Source organism: Lewinella sp. W8, from assembly GCF_004375085.3.
In the GTDB taxonomy this organism is placed as follows: domain Bacteria; phylum Bacteroidota; class Bacteroidia; order Chitinophagales; family Saprospiraceae; genus Neolewinella.
This window is the reverse complement of sequence record NZ_SNAQ03000019.1, coordinates 61240-77910: the sequence shown is the minus strand read 5'-3', so window position 1 is coordinate 77910 and position 16671 is coordinate 61240. Positions and strand designations below refer to the sequence as shown.

26 protein-coding genes and 1 pseudogene are annotated in these 16671 nt (G+C 49.7%); 20 read left to right on the top strand and 7 right to left on the bottom strand.

The window, feature by feature from the left end; all coding sequences use genetic code 11:
• Positions 1-438 precede the first annotated feature (438 nt).
• The gene (locus tag E1J53_RS19030; protein WP_154640242.1) at positions 439-588 is read right to left on the bottom strand and encodes a hypothetical protein; all 150 of its coding nucleotides are present in this window, start codon (positions 586-588) and stop codon (positions 439-441) included.
• Between the two features lie 74 nt (positions 589-662).
• On the bottom strand, positions 663-1460 hold the full coding sequence (locus E1J53_RS19025; RefSeq protein WP_134274193.1) for a hypothetical protein: 798 nt from the start codon (positions 1458-1460) through the stop codon (positions 663-665).
• Positions 1461-1572: 112 nt separating this feature from the next.
• Between E1J53_RS19025 and E1J53_RS19020 the strand changes: the two genes are divergently transcribed.
• The 20 genes from E1J53_RS19020 to E1J53_RS18925 all read left to right on the top strand — a co-directional run bounded on the left by E1J53_RS19020 (position 1573) and on the right by E1J53_RS18925 (position 13190).
• The gene (locus E1J53_RS19020) at positions 1573-1884 is read left to right on the top strand and encodes a hypothetical protein (protein ID WP_134274194.1); all 312 of its coding nucleotides are present in this window, start codon (positions 1573-1575) and stop codon (positions 1882-1884) included.
• Positions 1885-1886: 2 nt separating this feature from the next.
• Complete coding sequence (locus E1J53_RS19015) at positions 1887-3695, top strand: hypothetical protein (protein WP_134274195.1); 1809 nt, start codon at positions 1887-1889, stop codon at positions 3693-3695.
• 136 nt (positions 3696-3831) lie between these two features.
• Positions 3832-4119, top strand: a complete 288-nt coding sequence (locus E1J53_RS19010; RefSeq protein WP_134274196.1) for a hypothetical protein — start codon at positions 3832-3834, stop codon at positions 4117-4119.
• Positions 4120-4188: 69 nt separating this feature from the next.
• Complete coding sequence (locus tag E1J53_RS19005; RefSeq protein ID WP_134274197.1) at positions 4189-4566, top strand: hypothetical protein; 378 nt, start codon at positions 4189-4191, stop codon at positions 4564-4566.
• A gap of 281 nt (positions 4567-4847) precedes the next feature.
• Positions 4848-5759, top strand: a complete 912-nt coding sequence (locus E1J53_RS19000; RefSeq protein ID WP_134274198.1) for a recombinase RecT — start codon at positions 4848-4850, stop codon at positions 5757-5759.
• Positions 5759-6661, top strand: a complete 903-nt coding sequence (locus E1J53_RS18995; protein ID WP_134274199.1) for a hypothetical protein — start codon at positions 5759-5761, stop codon at positions 6659-6661. The genes E1J53_RS19000 and E1J53_RS18995 overlap by 1 nt, the downstream gene beginning before the upstream one ends.
• 11 nt (positions 6662-6672) lie before the next feature.
• The gene (locus E1J53_RS18990; RefSeq protein ID WP_134274200.1) at positions 6673-7281 is read left to right on the top strand and encodes a hypothetical protein; all 609 of its coding nucleotides are present in this window, start codon (positions 6673-6675) and stop codon (positions 7279-7281) included.
• Positions 7282-7421: 140 nt separating this feature from the next.
• The gene (locus E1J53_RS18985; protein WP_134274201.1) at positions 7422-7877 is read left to right on the top strand and encodes a hypothetical protein; all 456 of its coding nucleotides are present in this window, start codon (positions 7422-7424) and stop codon (positions 7875-7877) included.
• Positions 7878-8514: 637 nt separating this feature from the next.
• Complete coding sequence (locus E1J53_RS18980; protein WP_134274202.1) at positions 8515-9015, top strand: ImmA/IrrE family metallo-endopeptidase; 501 nt, start codon at positions 8515-8517, stop codon at positions 9013-9015.
• The gene (locus E1J53_RS18975) at positions 9012-9299 is read left to right on the top strand and encodes a hypothetical protein (protein ID WP_134274203.1); all 288 of its coding nucleotides are present in this window, start codon (positions 9012-9014) and stop codon (positions 9297-9299) included. Before E1J53_RS18980 ends, E1J53_RS18975 begins: the two co-directional genes overlap by 4 nt.
• 10 nt (positions 9300-9309) lie before the next feature.
• Positions 9310-9636, top strand: coding sequence for a hypothetical protein (locus E1J53_RS18970; RefSeq protein WP_134274204.1), 327 nt, complete (start codon positions 9310-9312; stop codon positions 9634-9636).
• Between the two features lie 177 nt (positions 9637-9813).
• A complete protein-coding gene (locus E1J53_RS18965; protein WP_134274205.1) occupies positions 9814-10101 on the top strand; it encodes a hypothetical protein in 288 nt (95 codons plus the stop codon).
• A 12-nt stretch (positions 10102-10113) separates the two neighbouring features.
• Positions 10114-10335 carry a hypothetical protein gene (locus E1J53_RS18960; RefSeq protein WP_134274206.1) on the top strand — a complete coding sequence of 74 codons (222 nt, stop codon included), beginning with the start codon at positions 10114-10116 and terminating at the stop codon, positions 10333-10335.
• Positions 10336-10354: 19 nt separating this feature from the next.
• Positions 10355-10870 (top strand): DUF5662 family protein, encoded by a 516-nt coding sequence (locus E1J53_RS18955; RefSeq protein ID WP_134274207.1) that lies wholly within the window; start codon positions 10355-10357, stop codon positions 10868-10870.
• A 34-nt stretch (positions 10871-10904) separates the two neighbouring features.
• The gene (locus E1J53_RS18950) at positions 10905-11240 is read left to right on the top strand and encodes a hypothetical protein (RefSeq protein ID WP_134274208.1); all 336 of its coding nucleotides are present in this window, start codon (positions 10905-10907) and stop codon (positions 11238-11240) included.
• 19 nt (positions 11241-11259) lie between these two features.
• Complete coding sequence (locus E1J53_RS18945) at positions 11260-11550, top strand: DUF3850 domain-containing protein (protein WP_134274209.1); 291 nt, start codon at positions 11260-11262, stop codon at positions 11548-11550.
• 12 nt (positions 11551-11562) lie between these two features.
• Positions 11563-11853 (top strand): hypothetical protein, encoded by a 291-nt coding sequence (locus E1J53_RS18940; protein WP_134274210.1) that lies wholly within the window; start codon positions 11563-11565, stop codon positions 11851-11853.
• Between the two features lie 194 nt (positions 11854-12047).
• On the top strand, positions 12048-12356 hold the full coding sequence (locus E1J53_RS18935; protein ID WP_134274211.1) for a hypothetical protein: 309 nt from the start codon (positions 12048-12050) through the stop codon (positions 12354-12356).
• A 190-nt stretch (positions 12357-12546) separates the two neighbouring features.
• Positions 12547-12864, top strand: coding sequence for a hypothetical protein (locus E1J53_RS18930; protein ID WP_134274212.1), 318 nt, complete (start codon positions 12547-12549; stop codon positions 12862-12864).
• The gene (locus E1J53_RS18925) at positions 12861-13190 is read left to right on the top strand and encodes a DUF551 domain-containing protein (RefSeq protein WP_134274213.1); all 330 of its coding nucleotides are present in this window, start codon (positions 12861-12863) and stop codon (positions 13188-13190) included. Before E1J53_RS18930 ends, E1J53_RS18925 begins: the two co-directional genes overlap by 4 nt.
• Positions 13191-13314: 124 nt before the next feature.
• Here the strand turns inward: E1J53_RS18925 and E1J53_RS18920 are convergent, their stop codons facing one another.
• The 5 genes and pseudogenes from E1J53_RS18920 to E1J53_RS24720 form a co-directional block, all read right to left on the bottom strand.
• Positions 13315-13761 carry a hypothetical protein gene (locus E1J53_RS18920; protein ID WP_134274214.1) on the bottom strand — a complete coding sequence of 149 codons (447 nt, stop codon included), beginning with the start codon at positions 13759-13761 and terminating at the stop codon, positions 13315-13317.
• Positions 13762-13801: 40 nt separating this feature from the next.
• Positions 13802-14470 (bottom strand): cupin domain-containing protein, encoded by a 669-nt coding sequence (locus tag E1J53_RS18915; RefSeq protein WP_134274215.1) that lies wholly within the window; start codon positions 14468-14470, stop codon positions 13802-13804.
• On the bottom strand, positions 14463-14852 hold the full coding sequence (locus E1J53_RS18910; protein ID WP_134274216.1) for a hypothetical protein: 390 nt from the start codon (positions 14850-14852) through the stop codon (positions 14463-14465). Before E1J53_RS18910 ends, E1J53_RS18915 begins: the two co-directional genes overlap by 8 nt.
• Before the next feature lie 44 nt (positions 14853-14896).
• On the bottom strand, positions 14897-16057 hold the full coding sequence (locus tag E1J53_RS18905; RefSeq protein ID WP_253932097.1) for a T9SS type A sorting domain-containing protein: 1161 nt from the start codon (positions 16055-16057) through the stop codon (positions 14897-14899).
• Positions 16058-16585: pseudogene (locus E1J53_RS24720) on the bottom strand (M12 family metallo-peptidase); the annotation flags it as partial.
• Positions 16586-16671 lie beyond the last annotated feature (86 nt).

The window sequence follows — 16671 nt, the reverse complement described above, 5'->3', positions numbered from 1 at the left end:
TTGATTTGATCCTTTGGATGATTTCTTGCCGCCTGTCCTTCTGTTCTTTAGTGAGCTTGAAGGGGAGGCAACGCTTCACCCTCAGCCCGGGGCTAATCCTGGTAGTCTTTGGTTTATAATTCATAAGACATAGCTTTTCCAGCCCGCCGCGTGGCAGGATCAGTCATTTGGTCAAAATCGACCGGCAGCATTGGGGTAAAATGAAAAAGACCGCCTCGTAAAACGAGAGCGGCCCCTTTCCAATTGACGGCGCGTTTGTGCTAGGGCATACCCCAGCAATGGTTTTCGTTGCGCTCCGCCTTTCGGCGGGCCTAGTTCGTACTTAACGCACCGTCGTCAAAGGAACCACCCTTTGCTGTGCGTTAGCAAAACTAAGCAAGTATTTTATAATTCCAAAATTTTTGGAATAAATTCTATTTTCTGTTCTTGAGTTACAGCCTAAAGCTCGTCCAGGAACTTGTCTATGTCGTCGGACATAAGATCAAGTTTGGCGGAGATTTCATCTTCCTTTTTGGATGTTTGAACGTCTACTTCCTGATTTTCATTGGTTTCGGGAGGCGTGTAGTTAAAGCTATCTTGAGCAAGCATTTAGGGTACGTTTAGAATCGGATGACTGAGATTATTGCTGTGTAAAGTTAGCACGGCAAAATTTATTCCTCAAATCATTCCATCAACTTTTCAAACTCTTCCAACATTTTGTTGTATTTTTTTCGCATTTCTTCAATTTTACTTTGGTCTTTTTCTTTGCCGATTCTCTCCAGGAGCTTATCCATGGACTTCTTGAATCGTGAAACGGAGGCTTTCAGTTTTTCGTTTTGATCGACTCTTCGCGTCACGTCTTTAGTTAATCGGAGAATTGTCATTTGCTGTGTAGTGTTTTGTTCTCTGAGGGAATGGTTTTCTTCAACTAAGGGTAACACCATGGATTGAACTTCCTGGACGGCCCTTAGAATAGCATTTGCGTCTTGTCTGGAGGCGGTCTCCAGTTTTTTTTGTGCTTGAAAAAGCACGGAGTTGTTATTCTCTTTCTCGGTTTTGGATAATTCTACTAATTCTGAAAACTTATCATCAATCGATCTTAGATACTCTTCTATATTCTTCCATTGCCCCGGCTGGGTTAAGTAGAAATGCGCGGTCTTAGCAAAATCTATTCCGCGGACAAAGGAATCTCCTATTTTGAGTTCTTTTTTCTGGATGATCTTTCGGCCAACTAGAAAGCCACGTTTCATGGCCCATTTGTTGCTTAGTGAAACCTTATCGGCCACTCGCTGAGTCTCGGGCTCCAGTTTGAAAGAGCGTTTTTGAGCCTCAAAATCTTTCTTCAATTTTTCGACGAAGTGATAAATCCAAATCGTCACTTGCTGGGTGTCATATTCGTCGTAGCGCGTAAAATCCAAAGCCATGAAATCACATTTTACTGCAAAAATATGTTTCCAAATTGGAATTTTTGGAATAAACACTACGTTTTAATTATTTTTGCATCCGATGTGTGAGCCGCCTTTTTAGTGCGGTATGATTCTGTTTTTCCTTTGCTGCTGCTTCATTTCTTACCTCTTGATCCAATTCGTGAGGTTGTTCCTCATTCCCGGGATCGAGCGAGGAATCCGGGAGTTCCTGTGGCGGTACACCAATATTTTTGATCCATTCGAGCCGGTTGACAATCCGGAAAATATGCCTGTATGGGAAGACGACGAAGAGCTTCCCCCGGCTCCCTATGCCTGTGAAGAAAACCCTGAGCCTATCCTGGTCAATCACGAAGTACTGGGGGAAACCATCGATGTAGACTTTGAACTGGTGACGCCTGAGAGAGTCGAACGGCTCCGGGCGAACATTCGTCGGAAGACCGAAAACGCCGGAAGACACAATCTTACTGTAAATCAATAATCATGGAGGACAACACACTAACACAAGAAGAAAACCGGACGGTAGAGCAGATTGAAAACGAAATCCTGTTCGGCCGGACAGTCAAGTGGCTAAACTTCTTCATCGGATTAGCCCACGTCGTTAGTTTCCTGACGGGCTGCAATTGGGGACTGGCTTGGGCGAATGACAAAAGCGAAACGTGGGGGATCGTTGCCTACTTTGGCGAGGAAATTGCAATGATCTTTGGGGGGGTTATAGCCCTTACCATTTCCTCTGTTATTGAACTGATGCACCACGTAATTCCCCCAATTACTTTTTGGCTGGCCTTCATGTACAAGAAGACGTTTCGGAGCTTTCCCCGGGCGGTCCTGTTCGTCTTCTTAGCCGCCATGCTGGTAGGAATTACCCTGTTGAGCCGTAAGACAAGCGCAGGAGGCGCGGAGGCTCAGGCCTTGGCTATGCACGATGCACCGGAAGAGGTAGACCTTTCCGATCTGAAGGAAGACTTCCAGGCGGATACCCTGAACATCCGTAAGGTTCACGCGGCATCGTCAAAGGCGATTGAGCTTTCCTTCGGAGGCAAGGCGGACAGTATCGCAAGCATTTACACGCCCCGAATCGAGAAGGAGCGAAAGACCGCAGACAGAAACGCGGACCTGGATTCAAAGGTCCACCCCTGGGCCCCGGGCGATGCGAAGGCCCGGAGGTTGAAGGCTGACATTTTAGAACAAGAGATGCGGGCTAAAATCCGGACTGTTGAGGCGGCAATGAAGGTCGAGCTTGCGAAGGTCGAGAGCGAAGCGGCCCGGGAATTGTCTGAGGCCCGAGCGTCGTACAACGGCAATGCCCAAAAGCGGGAGAACAAATTTGACCAGGAAGAAGCAGAAGCGAAAGCCGCAACGGAAAAGCGGGTCCAGGATTGGACCGGCGGCACCAACTTCGCGGTGTGGCTTATTGTGTTTGGAATCTTTCTCAGGGAGTTCTACAAATGGATGAGCGGGCGCGAGTACGAAGGCATCGCCTGGAATGACGAAGCCCTACTCGGGAAGCTCCTGGGCAACATTGGCGGGATTTTTCATGACAAGCTGGAGCATTTGGTCCAAGGGGCTGAAGCGACCCGGGCGAAGGTCGCAGACCGTGGAGAGGCGAAGCCCTGGTCTATCCCCCGGCTTCGGACTGTCAATCTCGCTTTTGCCTTTGCCGCCTTCCTGTTTGGAATCACTCAGACTGTTATCCCCGAGGTAAACAACTTCCGGAAGGCCGGGGACATTTTCCCCTACCCCTGGAATTTTGGCTTCCTGGCCGTGGCTATGATCTACCTTTTCGACTCCGTCAGAAAGTACAGAAACGGCAAAGACACGAAAACACGATCCGGACACACGCCAAACACGAATTCCGGCACCGCCAAAAACACGGACACGAAATCGAAGCCTGAGCAAGAAACGCGAAACACGGAAGAGGTAAAAAGTCGTGTTTCTGGAAGAGCGGCAACCCCTGAAAGTGTTGTGCCACGCGGTTTTCAGCAAAACACGGACACAGACACGGATTTTGATTTGGACGGTGATCTTCTCGTCTCCTCGGGTGACGAAGAAGAAATCTCCAGCCACGACCTTGAGAAGTTGAAGAAGGCTTGCCGGCGGTCATACGAGCGGAGCGAAACAAACGCTACCGATACGGGAAGGGCGTCAGCAAGGAAGAAGTTTTTAAGCAGGGCGAAAACGCTCCGCCGCGTAGGGATAAGCGTTAAGCTGGGCCCCGGAAAAAGGAGAGTCACGAAGAACCGAAAAGGCAAGGTGAAGACCTACACCTTCGACAAGCTCCACATAGAGTAATTCTCAGTTAGTTGCTAAGGCCCCTGTCTCAAATCGAGGCAGGGGCTTTTTATTTGGAAAGAAATAAATTCTGGAATTTTTGGAATTTTGATTTGGCAAAGCTATTTTTGTCCTGCAATCAAAAACTTCCTTAGCAATGGAAAGAATTACCCCCGTCACCAGACGAACCACCTTTACCGGGAAGCGTCTGGTCGTCGGAATCAAGAAAGGAGACGTTTCGTGCTCCTACCTCAACCAAGGAGGGACAAAGATCATGGACGCCGCAAAACAGCCGCTCCAGTTCTTCGGAACCGTTAACGACCTGACCGAATCCCTCGAAACCGTAAATGATCCGTCCGCAAAGGACGCGATCAAAAAGAGCCGGGAGGTCGAAAGCCTCGCGCTGGACGCCGTAGCCGGTGCTATCAACAACACTTTTTCTTAACACCATAGGCCGCACATCGAGCCTCCCGGGAGCCCGACCAAAGGCTCCCGGGGTTTTTCAAGCAATCAAATGAAATTCGAATTCGCAAGATCAACTGAAGTCACCGACTTCGCAAAGGAAAAATTCCCTGAGCAGTACCGGGAATACTCCCGTCTCTTCATCTGTCCGGACGTCAATGACGCATGGCTCTTCCGGCTCCTTCCTGGAGTTGGGATGAACTACTACCCGAACCCCGACGCATTTCTATTGGAGCGTGATAAAATCGCAAACGATTTTAAGGGACAGCCAATGACCGTCCAAAGGCTTTTCCGAATCCTGAAAAACGACGACCTGAGCAATTGGGATTATCACGTCTACGGCGTAGAAGAGGACGCAATCGAAGTTGTTGACGGCGGCTTCGGAATCCCGAACCTCAAAGAACCCGAAAAGGCTGAAGACAATGGATAAATGTACTGAGTGCAGCGGCCCGGTAAATACGATTCGTGAAGAGTGCGTCGATATGTGCGACCGCTGTTTCGATGAATTTAACCGTAGAATCTACGATCACAACTACCGGATGCGCCTAGCAAGGGCGGGGCGGGGATTGATGCGAGTAGGTACCCAAAACCACTACAAAAGCGAAACAGGGCTGAAGATTTTCTTCGCTACGGTCATGCCTGAAATCCGCACAAGTGACGCCCAAAGAATCGTAAAAAAAATAGTAAGCAATCAAAACAAATAAACCCGAAATGAGCAATCAAAACAACAGTCTAAGAGTCGTCGACCCGGTAAAGGGCAGGATCAAGGTAATGGGCCTGAACCTGAAGGACGTAGAAAAGGAGGCAAACTTCGCCCTCCGCCTTATTCAAGAGAACCCGAAGATCGGACAAGCTACCCGCGAAAGCATTGGCAACGCCGTCTTGGACGTTGTTTCTTTGGGCCTGACGCTGAACCCGGCACACCAGTACGCATACCTGGAGGCCCGTTGGTTCAAAGGGAGCGGAACGACCAAGGCCGTTCTTCAAGTAACTTCCCGGGGGCTTAACTTCCTGGCGATAAAAGAAGGGGCGATCACGTCCTCCAATTCTCAGGTAGTCTACGCTGCCGATGTTTTCCACGCGGACTTAGGCAACCCAAAGAAGCCGATCACCCATGAAGTGAAGGGATTCTCCCGGGGGAAAGTCGTTGGTGTCTACTCCATTGGACACCTTCCCGACGGGAATTGCATTGCGGAGCTTATCACCAAGGAGGAGAGCGACAGGATTCTCGCTTCGTCTACTTCCCCCGCGGCTAAAATCTACCCTGATGAATTCCGTCGCAAGACGGCGTTCAAACGGATGATTAAGCGGACCTCCTGGGGGGCTAACGATAGCCTTCTCGCCCGGGCAATTTCCTTCGACAACAAGTTCCACGACCAAAATAAAGACATGGAGCTTGCCGCCCAAGCAACTGAGGCACCACCTGAGCCCTCAAAAATCATCCAGGGCTCAGAAGAGTGGAATAAATGCGTCCGGGGCATTGCTGCCGGCCACACATGGGACCGAGTCAAAGAATTTTTCGACGTCACGAAGGAACAGATGAAGTTGATCGACAAGGAAGCGGTTGAGTACAATCTCCGCAAAGACCTGGAGCAGACAGCGCAACCGGAAACTGCTGAGTAATGACAAAGAAGATCATCACCCCGGCAATCAGTCCAAACGACTTCAAAATCCGTTGTTCGTCAATCGGTTCCTTTATGTCTGCCTTCCGCCGCGAAGCTCTGACCGAGAAGGAAAAGGAAACGCTCGAAGAGCTAGAGCAGCGTAAGGCGGGAGTTTTCCGGACTCCAGGCGGTAGCCTCGGCAAATACACGGACAAACTCAAGAAGGACCACGCCGCCCTACTGGAGAAAGCCAACGCGCCGGTAGAAATTGGAGCGACTACGAAGACCATTGCACAGACCTGGGGAAAGAGCCAGATTTACGGCAATCGGAAAGAGTTTAGCACCAAGCACACCATCCGCGGGACAATCAGCGAAGACCAATCAATCGACCTGCTTCGGTCCTACCTTAACGACCCTTTCCTCGACAAGTACCAAGGGCCGGAGCGGGTGGATGATTACAAGCGGGGCACCTGTGACGTCCTACTCCCAAAGACATGGGTTTGGGATGTTAAAACCCCTTACGACGAATTCACCTTTCCCCTTTTCTCTGACGAAGAGTTCAACAAGGACTATATGTACCAACTCAACGGCTACGGCGATCTGTACGGCCGAGAGAAATTGGGGCTTGCGTACTGCCTAGTCGACGCTCCAGACGAAATAATCGAATTCGAGGCCCGGAAGTATGCCCGGATGAAAGGCGTTTCCGTGGACGAAGAGATTTGGACCAAGATTAAGAAGCGGTACACCTTCTCACATCTGCCCATGGCCCTGAGAATCCGGACGTGGACCTTTGACCTGGACAGGGAATTGATTGAAGACGTACATCTTCAGGTAGAACGCACCCGGGAATACCTTAACCAACAACTTTCGCCTGTGCTTATGAACGTGGAGGAGGAAGTCGCAAAAATGATAATGCTGTGATCCAATACAAGATGATTGCCTCCCCTTCGGGTTTGGCTGATTGGCTGGTAGAAATCGGAGAGCCGGTTCCGGATCATGCCGTAGACATTTCTTTCCCCTGCTGCTTCCCCTACGAGGTTTTTGAGCACGAAGACGCGGAGCCTGGGTACACAATCCATCCATGCGTTCCCCTTTCCGCCTTCGACCTGGAAAACGCGGAAGAGGAAATGGCGAAACTTGACTGCTGGTTTGCGGAGTTTGTGGAACGCGGCAGCCCAATCGAGGACTTCCCCAAGCTGATGAAGGCTAACGCAAGAATGGCCCGAGGGCTGAAAGCCTTCGGCGTCCAGGTCGCAAGGCTGGAGACTGAAGAGCGGAACGCCCGATACCGGAGAGAAACCAAAGAGGCCCGCCTTCAGCAATACTACCGGCAGAACAATGAGTCCGCAAAGGCCGCAGACTTAAAGGCGAAGGAGGAGTGTAAGGAAGAGTACGACTACCTAACCGATATTATCCGGCTGAGACGGGAGCTTCAAGCAGCGTTCACCGCTTACAAGCAGACGGTCAACACCATGGCCGGGGTCCGCTCCGCCATCAAGAACGAATACCACCACGAAAGCCAAGTCCAGGACATCGGCTAAAGAACTTTATTTGATTGCTTTTGAACTGAGCCTCTGGAATTTTACAATTCTGGAGGTTTTTTAATTCTGAAATTTTTGGAATTTATTTCTTTTTGGATTAGATTTGTGGAGAACAAAATAAGCAATCAAAATCCTTAGCAATGGGTATTCAAATTTCTCCCGCAAACCTTCCGATACTCCCGAAGATAGTAGACACCCACTTCGAAGGTCTGGACGTAGTGATCGAGACCGAAGCGGGGCAAATCCGCCAACCGTTTCCCGCAAAGCTCCTTCCTGGAGACCTGGAGAACTACGACGAAGAGAACGGAGTATTTTTTGTCTACGACGACCACGAAGAGAAGGTGGTCGAAATGACGCCGGAACAGGCGTTCGAAAATCTGAACTACTCCGACCTGTACTACCAATTGGGCGTTTGCTACCGATTCACCTACGAGTATATGGAGCCCGAATCGATTATCCGCCGCCCGCGAAAGCAACACGTTTACGCCAATTGCCTGACGGAAGCGCATAAAGAATTTAGCCGGCTTACTGATACCTCAGCCGGAGTTGTGACCCTGATTTCCAGGGTTGAAAACGGTATTGAATATGGGTTTTAGGTGTTTTTCTACGCCGGAGGGGATAGCCTTCTTCCTTCCGGTTGCCTAAAGCCTTTAAAGAAATTATGCTTGGGATTATGATTTGTTGGGGCGGAGTTACGGTTCGGTTTCTCTGCCCTTTTTCCAAGCGAAGACATAGCAAGGGAGGTGCGCTATTCGCTAGGTCTGCGCCATGCTCTGGAGGGGATGTGTTCCGTACTTCTTGCATCCCCAAACTCAGGAGGACTACTATCCGGAAATCCTGTTTGAAGCCATTACGTGCGGGGAGAGCAGCTAGACGCGCACAATAACAATGAGGAGTGAAAGCCGACGTGGGTAGAGGCTTGACAGACCGGAGAGACGGTCAACATGAGCAGGGCCGCATCGGAAGCGGCGGGCAGCATATGTTTCACTGGCCTTCACCATGAGGTCGCTGTCAGAAGGTTCGAAACCTTCCCTGCTCCCAACATCAATAGTGAAGAGGGGAGGCCGCTAGGACGCTAGTGCAATCCTGATTAGGTGAACGATGATTGTGCCGGGGATAGCTTCCGCCGGTGGACGGGACGACACTTTGCTGGTTTGCAGTCGTCAGCCCATTAAAACCAGATAGCCGAAAAGGGCGAAGGGCCTCCCAAAACACTATTTCAACTGATACCAAATGAAAACTTTTGCATTGGTCCTCCTGCTGGCCACCTTCGGTTTCTATGCCTTCTCCCCTGATGGGGGAGGGGTGTACCCGGACGGCTATGCGGAATCAGTCTATGACGGAGACGAAGTTTATACCCGGTCCGCTCAGATCATCAAGGAGGCAGAATACCGGGCGAATCTCTACGGCCGTCTGTCCTTTGATTGCGAAAGCGGGTATGGCGGTTACATGGCCGTTGCCAAGCAATTGGGAGTGAAACTTCAATGGCAAGACACTACTTGCCATGTTTCAGGAAGGGAGCTTTGGGGCTGGTCAAATATTGGAGTCATAACCATGTGTCGACCACTATCTGACGAAGGGGCGGAGCGCACTTTTTGGCACGAAGTCGGACACGTTCTATTTCATTGCGGCAAGCCTATCCAAAGCCAAGAGAACTACCGAGAACAAACCGAGCCGGAGGCAAACCTCTTCGCGGACGAAATGCTTCGCCTCCTACATTCTCCAGGTCAATGATCCGGCTAACAATTGTCGAGCGGAAGAAGCCCTGGCGTAGAAACCTGATGGTGAAAGGTTCCGACCTGATGAAAGGACAAGTCGCCGTCTCCCATGACCACGAAAAAGTAAAAATCCGAAGGGCCGGGATGGACAACCAAAAAACATTCACCCCGACCCGCACAAATTCCGGCTGGTATCAAATCACCTACTCCCACCCCCTAGAAACGGGGACGATTCAGGCCGATCCGGAAGAGTGCTCAGAAGATGAAATCGTCTTCTATTTTGAAGACATGAAAGAATAAAACAGGCAAAATGACCAATTACAGTTTTAAAGAAATTCAACACGCGGGAAAATTCGACGCGGATATTCCTGATGAAAAAGCCCTCGGTATGTGGGGGACGTTTTCGGTAGGTATGTTCCAATGGGCTTTGAAATCCAACGGAAGAACCCTGAAGAAAACCCCCTCTGTCCTTCGTATGAAAGGCAAGGTCAGTAATTACGCCTACGTGAAGCGGGAAGTCCGTAGGATAATTGAAATGAAAAACAATGATCCGGATCGTTTCAACCGCCTGTATGGAGGCCCGAAGTTTGTCACGCTGTCGCCGCCGCCGGCTGCTGCAAAAGCGAAAGTGAAGTGAGCCTTTTAAACCCGTTATCCGGAAACAAACTCTACCTCAAGATCAAAAGTTGCGGGCTCAAGGGCTTCCGGTTCCACCAAATCGGGACTACTAAAACATGGGCCTTCGGACTATTTGGCTCTTCGATTTGCTTTCAAATTTGTACCCCCTCCCCAACCGGGGAATAATATAAAGACGATGAAAATCTACCTAATCACTCAAGATTTAGTACATGGATATGACACTTATGATTCTGCGGTAGTATCCGCAGAATCCGAGGAAGATGCTAAGAATATTCATCCGTCTGAATGTGTAACCCACATTAAAGATGGGATGTGGATGGGCACATTCACCAAAGGGGGAGAATATGAATACACTTCAAGAAATTGGGTTAGTGCCTCAAATTTAGACCAAGTTAAAGTGCAATACATAGGCGAATCTAAAAGGGGCCGAGGCTTAATACTTTCCTCGTTTAACGCCGGATAAGGTCAAAGAGAAATGGAAGGAATACGGAAAATAGCCAAAGCGGTCATTCTTGACGAACTGGAAGAAAACGTACACCCCGAAAAGGTGGAGGACGTAATCTTTTGGGCTTTGGACCACTACTGGCAGTCTACCGACCCGGAGCATGGTAAACACACATGGGGTAGGACAATTGCACGGTACATCGTTGACCGCATTAAGGAGGAGGAGCTAGCCTACCAGGAAAAGAATAACTAACCAACCCAAAAACGAAATTATGCTAGAGAGAATCCAAAAATTTAGAGAGTATTTAGACTACGTTGAACGGCATTACTTGAACGTCCAAAAGGCGTGGCTAGAAATAAAGCTACAATGTAATGGGAAGGGGTTTCGATTCCTAGACGATGATTTCGTTTACCATAGCATAGCCGCCGGGGTAAAGGCTCACGACCTTAGCAAGCTGTCCGCGCAGGAGTTTACGCAGTACCGCCAATGGTTCTTCCCTTCGGAGGGAGAAGAAAAGGATAAGGCCGCTTTTGATTCTGCCTGGGAGCACCACAAGGCTAATAACGATCATCATTGGCAAACCTGGACAAAGAAGTACGAGAACCACCCTTATGCGGACGCCTTCGTGGTTGAAATGGTTGTTGATTGGATGGCGATGGGGTATGAGTTTGGCGACACTCCGCGACAATACTACGAGAACAACAAGGACAAGATCGATTTACCGCAATGGGCAATAGACTTGATGTATGACATTTTCGACTGCGTTTGTCCGGTTGAATCTAATTAACCCGCCCAGCAAGGGCAATAAATTCAGCAAGAAAATGGAAGTTGTAAACAAAGAAAGGGCAGGAACCGAATTTAGCCAGATAGCTAAAGCAGTAAGCGCGCCCTTCATTGAAGAAATGGAAAAGGCGGCAAGCAAGTGGTTAGATAGAAACCTCGAACAGTTCACTATTGACTTACTCGAAGAATGGAGCGAGGGTATTGACATCAACCCATCGGAGCACGCGGGGGCATTGTCCTACCAATACGACAACATTATTTCAATAATTGACGCGGAGCTAGATGATTACGATTGCGTAAAGGAATTGGCCGCGATCTGTGGCCGATGGAGTAAGGCAGTCGAAGCCGCTTGGCAATATTATCAAAACGCGTAACCATTCCAAAACTAGAGTTATGAAAGTACATTATTTGAAAACCGTTGAACCGTTTTTCTCCCAGTTGAAAAGCCGAAACAAGAAGTTCGAACTGCGGAAGAACGACCGTCCTTATGAGGTCGGTGACGTTTTGGTCTGCGAAGGATATGACCCGGAGTTAGACGCCTATTTCGGGGGCAAGGTTGCTTCTCGGGTGACATCTATCCTGACAGACAAAGAAGGTAGTGCCTTTGGATTGAAAGAGGGGTATTGCATTATGTCTCTTGAGCGATTCGAGGGGCAAATCGACAACACGCTTTACTCTTCATAAAACAGAACAGCCATGAGCAGCCAAGAAAGCAATCCTCAGATTATTCACGGGCATAAAGTCGATGTTCGCGAACTTTTCCACCTCCGACACCACGAGCCGGTTCGTACAGGGCGCAACCTGAATAACGACGCTACGAGAAGACTGATAAAGGCCGGTCTTGCCGTAGAAACGGAAGAGGGAACTGTTACCACGGCAAGAGGTCGTTATGTGGTGTCGAAATTGGTAGACGAGATTGCCAAAAAAGACATTACAGTTTACGATTTCCCGGAGGTTTCAATCAAAGACACCCCCTTGTCCAAATAAAGAACCCCCAAGCACCCCACACTTTAGCCAAGTGAACCGGCTGGCGGATAGAGTTGGTGCCGATCAACGAAACGTCGATGTATCATTCCCGGTGCCGCAAGTAGGCGTCTTCCATGAGGGAGGGACGCGAGAAAGCCTAACGGGAGTAAACGCATCGGGTGTGCTTGGGATTTTTTCAAAAATCAAGATCAATAATGACCAAGAGAGAGACAATTATCGCTTTAAAGAGTTACGGAGAAGGTTTCGGAAACGGAATTGGAGTTGCTGCTGCTGCCCTTTCAAAACTGAAGACATGGGTTAATCCCGAGGCTTCCCCTCCCGAAAAGGGAGACCTCGTAATTATTTACATGGATTACGAATGCGTGAACCAACGATTTGCCGTAGCTACCTACGGCCCGTTGGAAGATTTCCGGACTCTCCCTGATGGGAAGCATTATGCAGTAAGCGAGGTTGATCTCTATATGCGGATTCCTGACCTCCCCGGAAAAGAAGAGGAAGAATAACCAAAACACATCTACTATGAATGAATGTATCTGCGAGGCAATTACATGGCCCGAGGTTGCGGTAAGAGTCTCTTACACCGTAGGTGTTGCTTATGTAATAGCAACCATTTTTAAAAGCCTCTTTGGGGGAGGAAAGGGATAATCAAATTCCTTCCTCCTCGAATAATTCAAATCATTAGAACAAATCGTTATGGCATTTATGGACGACTATCCAGAGCGCAAAATACGTGGGCCGCTTAACCTAAACCCAAACCCTTCAAGGTTTCAAGGCTTGGATGTTGACGTCAGCAAGGTTCTCGACACAATTAATTCTCAACCCTTACAAAAAGGGAGAGAAGTGGATCAACGAATTGCTGGCCTGATAATACAGGAAGTCGCCGAAAGTAAATGGGCTGAAATCCTCTCTTCTGTGAAGGCGATTTTAAGGCTCAGGATGGAAGAAAAATTAAAGACCAAAAGTGAAGAGGCTCGCCGAATAGAAGAAGTTCTCAAAAGCCTGGAGGAATGAGAGACCTGCTTTTGAAAATCATAACCGAAATACGTCACGATCGTAATACGGCAACCAACGATCGGCCTTTCCCTAGTGATGCTGATTTGAGATTAGCTTTAGCGGCGATTGAGGATAAGTTAAACGATTGCGCCCCCTGGGTAAGCGTGGAGGACGCGTTCCCTTGCGACCTGGAATTTGTTGTTATGGTAACTAAAGATAGGTATTGGGGGATAGCTAAATATCATGCTGATGCTAAGGTTTTCGTTGGTAATGATTTCCAGTTTGAAAATAATTACATCACCCATTGGATGCCCTTACCCAAGCCACCAACAAAGAACCCCTGAAGCATAGCTCCAAGGGCTCCTACGGACTTACACGTACACAAACAAGCATTGCAAGCCCCAACTCCCCAACCCTGAAGGATCAGGGCGGGAAGGAGGGACCAAACACCATAGTATTCTTTCCGCTTTACCGAGCGGGAGCGGGCTGTCCGCCTGAACTGGCGTTTCTCCGGTCCTGAATGATCTTGTAGACGATGTTCCCAACGGCAAAAAGGGAGGTAAGAATCAGGGAGAAGTCCCCGGAGGCGAGTGCTTCAATCAGTCCCGAGGCCGTTTCTTGAATCGGGTAGTCCACGATCCAGGGAACGAAGTTTGCCAGGAACGCGATAATGTAGAACAGCACGTTTGAGTTCCACGTCAGGGAAAGTCCGTCCTTGAATTGCTCCCGAAGGAAATACCACGCACCGACAACGGTAACGCCAATGTTGGCGGCGTAATCAGTAGCGGTGAGGGTTACGTCTGGATCAATCCCGAAGAGGGCCCCGATTGCCACAAGCAGCGGAATGAGAGCCTGAACGTTAAAGTTCGTCGATTTGATAATCGTCCGACTTACGGGTGGTGATGTAGTAGTCATGGTACAGTATGTTTGGTGTCCGGGGAAACCGCCCGGTCGGTTATTTTTGAATGAAGCTGATGCCCCGGCACTTCGCCAAGGCTTTGAAATGATGCTTTGTGATGGGTGGGACTTCGATGTGTTTTCCTGGTTCCAGCTTTCGGTAGTTGTCAAAGACTTCGGCTTCCCCTTTCGTCAGGTAGGTGTGTTCCCACTTCGGGTGGATGTGTGGCGGGAAATTTGATCCGTCACTTATTTCAAAAGCTATTCCGAGCCAATTATCAGCGGGGTAATCCTCCATGATTTTCAGTAGGTCAACTTCTTCTGGAGTCAGGATTTTAGATTTTGGGGTAAGCACTCTAAGCCAAACCCCTGGCTCTGCCTCGATGTAGTTTTCCGTGGGAATCGTGAGGTATGCGGAATGATCCACATAGGCAATTTTTATCCTTTCGTATTGCTCTTTGTAGTAGTAGGCAAAAGTCCCGAGAGCCCCCATGATTGAGGCGTTGAAGAGAGCCCACCAAATTTGATTTTCTCCGGGGACGGCCAAGTAACCGAACAGACTGACAAAAACCCCCACCAAGGCGAGCTTGGTTGTTCTACGGCTCAGAACCGGATGATCCATTTTTAACCGATCATTCTTCAGCGCAACGGCCAATAAATAGAAGGTCAGGCCAAGCGTGACGTAGCCAATTATTTGAAAGGTTATTGAGTAGATGTAGCTATTCATCTTTCTTGGTTGAGGGCTTAGTCAGTAGCTTGAATAATTCTGTGAAATGATTTACAACGGCGTTGGTGAATGTTGGAGCGGCACTTTTGATGGAGGAGAGCGCGTCAGAAGCAATAAATCCGATTCCGATATTCAGGACAAGGGAGGTAGCCCGTATTGCCTCGGGCTTGTCAAAGAGCCTGTCGGCCCAAACTCCGGTTATGGCTAAGGTGTAGCCACAAAGCCCCACTCCTGCCATTAGGATCAATACCGTCCGCCTCCAGGTAAAGGTGTTTCCGTTTACCACGAAGAGGGACAACATTGATCCTATCGTTCCCGTAACTACTCCCAGCGGCTCCATTTCGAGCCAAGCCAAGATGTCCAGTAATATGGTCGAATTCATTTCTTTCTGACATTTTGATTATTTCGGTTTCATAGCATTTATTTTTATCGCTTTACGATTTTCGAGGTCTTCCCGCCACGCCTTACGAGGTAGACGCCTTGCGGGTATTCTGACAAATCAATTTGACTTCCCGATCCGGACGAAAGGGATTGTCCGGTCAGGTTGAATACAGTCCACTCCCCAGGCTCAGGAAGCAAGATCAATCCGGAAGTAGGGTTGGGGTAGGGCTCGGGAATTACCGGGAGGTCAAACTCTCCTTCGGCGGGGGCAGGGAGTTCTGAGGTAACGCCCGTCCCGTCTTCGCAAACCCTGACATTGCGGAAGCTGCTTTCGTTATTTGCTGTCCCGAGGTCTTTATCGTTGACAAAGAACAATCGATCAAAGTCTCCCCGGTAAAAGTTGCCTACGGGGATTTCGTAGTCTACCCAACCGTCCGCCGGCTGGTAGCCAGAATAAGAAGGGATGCCCCAGGACTGAGTGCCGGCAAGCCTGAACGTTTGATTGGACCCGATCACGTCGTTATTGTCGAATCCGATGCCATGGATTTCCCCAATGGGGCCCGCCCTGAAAGAGAGCTTCAGGACCGTTCTTTCGGTGACGGTGTATTCGAGGGGTATTGACTTCCAGCCATTGCCCCGGATCGTAATTTCTTGCCCGCCGTAATCCACGAAGACGACGCCCGCGTCCTGATTGGTCCCGTAGCTGGCGATTTCTGAAAGGTCGAGCGGTTCGCACTCCTCCGGATCAATCGAAACGCAGAAAGAGACCTCTTCTTGAAAACCAAAATCCCCGCCTGACGCAATGGTGTCGCCGTTCAGAATTAAGCGGTAGGCTCCCGGCCCGAAGTCCTGAGAACTAATCCCGTCCCCCTCTTCGTCGAAAATGGTGAAGGTGTAGCAACCTGGATCAAGACAAACCGGACTGCGGAAGTCGGTAAGCCATTCTGATTTGTCAAAGGGCCCGCCCTGGAGGATTACCTCTTCGGCTTCATTGCGGACTATCCACGCAGTTTCCCTCGGGTGAAGGTCTGTGGACAGCTCAACGATCAATTCGTCCTGTTCGCACTCTTCGGGAGGCTCTGGACCAACTGGCCTGATCTCCACGCATCCCGCCGCCATAACCCGGTTACGCATGACCGCTCCTTCCTGAACCCCGAAGCCCGGTTCAAAGCTGATTCCTGCGGTCGTCAGGTGGCAATAAGACATTACCCCGCCCCCGCCTTGGGGGATTCCCGGCCGGGGGCAACCTCCCTCCGTATTGAAACAACCATCAATTGCGGTGTTGTTCCCATTCCATACACACGAATGAGTGTGAAGACTCCCGAAGATATGCCCCAATTCGTGAGCAACCACCATGACCGACCAGGAGTAGACCGGAACGACCATGTACTCGGGATTGATCGAGGCAAATCCAAAGTTGGCACTCCGGCACGTCTGGTCTACAAATGCAATCCCTCCGGAAGCTCTGAAGGAGACAAGGATCGCAACGTTTCCCGGGTGCCCTTGGGCGGATGCCTGAAACTCCGTGAGGCTTTCCCCGCTGCTCTGCCCTGAGTAACCGCTCGGGCTTTCGTGAATGTATAGGATAGGCTCAAGGTCAAAGACCGTATTGGGGCCCAGGTAAAGCGTTCGGACTTGCTCAAAAGCCCCCTTGATGAAAAGCTCCGTCTCCTCCAGGCCCCCGGCCCATTGGTAGACGTCGTGGTCGACTTCGAGGTAAACCTTCGGGACCAAAGTGTCCTTCTGAGTCTTTACCGGCAACAACTCCCAGGGCTGGTAATCCCTGAACGATGGAAGTAGGATGTAATCGTTTTCATCCA

What these genes read in the sequence shown, in the direction of transcription:
- E1J53_RS19030 (WP_154640242.1), bottom strand. Translation starts at nt 588, where the DNA reads ATGCTTGCTCAAGATAGCTTTAACTACACGCCTCCCGAAACCAATGAA.
- E1J53_RS19015 (WP_134274195.1), top strand. Translation starts at nt 1,887, where the DNA reads ATGGAGGACAACACACTAACACAAGAAGAAAACCGGACGGTAGAGCAG.
- E1J53_RS19010 (WP_134274196.1), top strand. Translation starts at nt 3,832, where the DNA reads ATGGAAAGAATTACCCCCGTCACCAGACGAACCACCTTTACCGGGAAG.
- E1J53_RS19005 (WP_134274197.1), top strand. Translation starts at nt 4,189, where the DNA reads ATGAAATTCGAATTCGCAAGATCAACTGAAGTCACCGACTTCGCAAAG.
- E1J53_RS19000 (WP_134274198.1), top strand. Translation starts at nt 4,848, where the DNA reads ATGAGCAATCAAAACAACAGTCTAAGAGTCGTCGACCCGGTAAAGGGC.
- E1J53_RS18995 (WP_134274199.1), top strand. Translation starts at nt 5,759, where the DNA reads ATGACAAAGAAGATCATCACCCCGGCAATCAGTCCAAACGACTTCAAA.
- E1J53_RS18990 (WP_134274200.1), top strand. Translation starts at nt 6,673, where the DNA reads ATGATTGCCTCCCCTTCGGGTTTGGCTGATTGGCTGGTAGAAATCGGA.
- E1J53_RS18985 (WP_134274201.1), top strand. Translation starts at nt 7,422, where the DNA reads ATGGGTATTCAAATTTCTCCCGCAAACCTTCCGATACTCCCGAAGATA.
- E1J53_RS18980 (WP_134274202.1), top strand. Translation starts at nt 8,515, where the DNA reads ATGAAAACTTTTGCATTGGTCCTCCTGCTGGCCACCTTCGGTTTCTAT.
- E1J53_RS18975 (WP_134274203.1), top strand. Translation starts at nt 9,012, where the DNA reads ATGATCCGGCTAACAATTGTCGAGCGGAAGAAGCCCTGGCGTAGAAAC.
- E1J53_RS18970 (WP_134274204.1), top strand. Translation starts at nt 9,310, where the DNA reads ATGACCAATTACAGTTTTAAAGAAATTCAACACGCGGGAAAATTCGAC.
- E1J53_RS18965 (WP_134274205.1), top strand. Translation starts at nt 9,814, where the DNA reads ATGAAAATCTACCTAATCACTCAAGATTTAGTACATGGATATGACACT.
- E1J53_RS18960 (WP_134274206.1), top strand. Translation starts at nt 10,114, where the DNA reads ATGGAAGGAATACGGAAAATAGCCAAAGCGGTCATTCTTGACGAACTG.
- E1J53_RS18955 (WP_134274207.1), top strand. Translation starts at nt 10,355, where the DNA reads ATGCTAGAGAGAATCCAAAAATTTAGAGAGTATTTAGACTACGTTGAA.
- E1J53_RS18950 (WP_134274208.1), top strand. Translation starts at nt 10,905, where the DNA reads ATGGAAGTTGTAAACAAAGAAAGGGCAGGAACCGAATTTAGCCAGATA.
- E1J53_RS18945 (WP_134274209.1), top strand. Translation starts at nt 11,260, where the DNA reads ATGAAAGTACATTATTTGAAAACCGTTGAACCGTTTTTCTCCCAGTTG.
- E1J53_RS18940 (WP_134274210.1), top strand. Translation starts at nt 11,563, where the DNA reads ATGAGCAGCCAAGAAAGCAATCCTCAGATTATTCACGGGCATAAAGTC.
- E1J53_RS18935 (WP_134274211.1), top strand. Translation starts at nt 12,048, where the DNA reads ATGACCAAGAGAGAGACAATTATCGCTTTAAAGAGTTACGGAGAAGGT.
- E1J53_RS18930 (WP_134274212.1), top strand. Translation starts at nt 12,547, where the DNA reads ATGGCATTTATGGACGACTATCCAGAGCGCAAAATACGTGGGCCGCTT.
- E1J53_RS18925 (WP_134274213.1), top strand. Translation starts at nt 12,861, where the DNA reads ATGAGAGACCTGCTTTTGAAAATCATAACCGAAATACGTCACGATCGT.
- E1J53_RS18920 (WP_134274214.1), bottom strand. Translation starts at nt 13,761, where the DNA reads ATGACTACTACATCACCACCCGTAAGTCGGACGATTATCAAATCGACG.
- E1J53_RS18915 (WP_134274215.1), bottom strand. Translation starts at nt 14,470, where the DNA reads ATGAATAGCTACATCTACTCAATAACCTTTCAAATAATTGGCTACGTC.
- E1J53_RS18910 (WP_134274216.1), bottom strand. Translation starts at nt 14,852, where the DNA reads ATGAATTCGACCATATTACTGGACATCTTGGCTTGGCTCGAAATGGAG.
- E1J53_RS18905 (WP_253932097.1), bottom strand. Translation starts at nt 16,057, where the DNA reads ATGTCTTATTGCCACCTGACGACCGCAGGAATCAGCTTTGAACCGGGC.